A 2,585-nucleotide genomic window follows, 5' to 3' on the forward strand; every position below is an offset into this window, starting at 1 on the left:
GAGTTTAAAAGAGTATCCATATCCATATTTAGTAGAAGGCGCAGATGACCCAGTTCAAGCTATGATACAAATTCCTCAAAACTACAATGAGACTACTCTTAAGACGGCGTTATTGCTTAGTGCTGATTTGGGACATAGGTTGCCATTTGAAAATGTAGAGCCAGATTTAAAATTGTATGATGCAAATAATTTAGAGAATGAAAATTTAATTTATATTGGACGGAAAACAAATTTACCTAAGGAATATAGAGAAAAATTGACATTAGAGGAATTGGATAAATTAAATAACGAGGTATTGATAAAAGAAATCGAGCATCCTAGGAACAAAGACAAAAGGATAATGATGATACTTGGTGAAAGCGAAGAAAAAATGCTTATGGCAGTGAAATCATTATTTGAAGATGATTTGCAGCTACAAAATGACAGCAGTGTGGTTTGGATAAATGATAAAACATTTGTAGATGAAAACAAAGATGATGAAGATGAGTATTTGACATTTGAAGAACTTGGATATGCACCTATAACGCTCTCTGGAGAAAGGTTTAATTCTGTAAAATATGATTATAGAATGCCAGGTAATTGGCAAATTAAAGATGGTGCACAATTATATTTAAGACTCAGATATGCTGATGTAATAAATTATGATACGTCATCTGTAACTGTAAAAATGAATGAAGTTCCTGTTTTTAGTAAGAAATTAGTGAAAGAAGGTCATAGATTAGATGATTTCTTCGTAGATATACCAGATGAAATAAAAAATGCAGATACACTTAGTATAGAAGTATCATTTACACTCGATGTGCCGAGAGACTGTGCGAGTGGAAGTTTTGACCAAAATACCTGGGCATTTGTATCGAATGACTCATATCTCTATTTACCACATGAAGATAGAGATAAATTCGATTTAGAAAATTATCCATACCCACTTATAAAAGATGGAGAACTAAATAATTTAAAAGTATTACATGATAGAGGAAAGTTTTTAAATGAGTTATCTCACGCATTTGGTTATATAGGTCATAGATTAAGAAACATATCAAATATTGAGATTATAGAAGAGGTTCCGGAAAAATTAGATGCAGGTCAATATATCTATATTGGAGGAGCTAGCAAGGATGGATTTGTAAGTGTATTTAATGATGTAATTAAATTAGGATACGATGAAAACTATGAGACATACAGGCGAGAACATTCAAACTGGGTTAATGTAGACAATGACAGTTTAGGGATATTACAACTTACAAGAGGTGAGAACTACAATATAGTAAGTCTTACAGGTTTGTCAGAGAAACCACTAAAGAATGCATCTAAATATCTTTCAGATTTTGGTTTTGTGGGAAGATTAGGCGGAGATGTGCAGGTATTGTATGCAAGTGGTCAAAATCAAATAGTTCATAGGACAGTAGAGCAAAATGTTATACAAGATGTAAAAGATCGGGGCGATATCAATACAGAAGCTTTAAATAGATTATCTGGAGCAGAAATTAGACAATTTTTGATATTCTTAGGTTTATTGATATTCGGAAGTGCTATAGTTGTGGTACTGAAGAAAAGATAATATAATTGACATGGGCTGTTTCAAATTGGAATCAATTTGAAACAGCTTTTGTATTTGGATAGGAGACATAGAAATTTATGACTCACGTCACTACTCATATGACTCGGTAATCGTATATAATTTAGATAGGATAAAGAAATTAGAAAATAATTTATGGATACAAGAGGGAGAGAGTAATATGAAAAAATCAATTATTATAGCTATGTGCATTAGTATGATTATCATGACTGCTGGGTGTAGTCCTAACAAAATAATAATATCAACTACTACAGATGATGGAGAACAAAAAACTGTAGTTTTAAATGAAGAGGAATCTAAAGAATTAGTAGACAAAATAGAGGTATCGCTTGATGAATTTGGAGAGTCACTTGAAGATATCGGAGAGGAATTTGGAGAATCAGTAGAGGTTGCATTTGAAAGTCATGAAGACGAAATAGAAAAATTTACAGATGATATAGGAGATAAATTTGATGACTTGGGGGATAAACTTGGAGATGCAGGAGAAGATTTTGGCAAATCTGTAGAAATCAAATTTGAAAGTCATGGAGAAGACATAGAAGACTTTACTGAAAGCTTAGGTGATGCACTTGGTGAGTTTGGAGAAAAACTAGGTGAAATGGGAGAAGAATTAGGAGAATCAGTGGAGATAAGCTTTGAGAAACATGGTGATGAAATAGATGCTTTTTTTGAAAAAACTGGTGAAGATATAACAAATAATATAATTAAGAGAGCGGAAAAATTTGAAGATGCAGTAGAGGATGTAGCAGAAGAGGCCATGGGCGAGAAAAAGTATGAATCATATGATGGTCCACTAAATATCAGATACGATAATGGCAAGTATTACTTGATGACTGATGAAGGTGAGTATGAGGTAGATTTAGATGATGCTGTGAAAGAAGCACTTAGTTTTGAGTAGTATAATAATGCTATGAGGCGAACAAAGTATAAATAATATACTGTTCGTCTTTTTTTGTGTGATAAAATAAGCTTATAATACTGAAGAGAGTGAGTTATATATGATATTAAA

Annotated in this window: 2 protein-coding genes; both read left to right on the forward strand. The window is 32.3% G+C overall.

Annotated features, from left to right (window positions below; all coding sequences use genetic code 11):
* Nucleotides 1-1,558, forward strand: a 1,558-nt coding sequence (locus tag N4A40_00230; GenBank protein ID MCT4660254.1) for a cellulose biosynthesis cyclic di-GMP-binding regulatory protein BcsB, incomplete at its 5' end; no start/stop codon positions are given.
* Nucleotides 1,559-1,736: 178 nt separating this feature from the next.
* Complete coding sequence (locus N4A40_00235) at nucleotides 1,737-2,474, forward strand: apolipoprotein A1/A4/E family protein (protein ID MCT4660255.1); 738 nt, start codon at nucleotides 1,737-1,739, stop codon at nucleotides 2,472-2,474.
* The last annotated feature ends 111 nt before the right edge of the window (nucleotides 2,475-2,585 follow it).

Source organism: Tissierellales bacterium, from assembly GCA_025210965.1.
Lineage (GTDB): Bacteria > Bacillota > Clostridia > Tissierellales > JAOAQY01 > JAOAQY01.

Excerpts from the sequence above, each read along its gene's own strand:
- N4A40_00235 (MCT4660255.1), top strand. The coding sequence starts at position 1,737 with ATGAAAAAATCAATTATTATAGCTATGTGCATTAGTATGATTATCATG.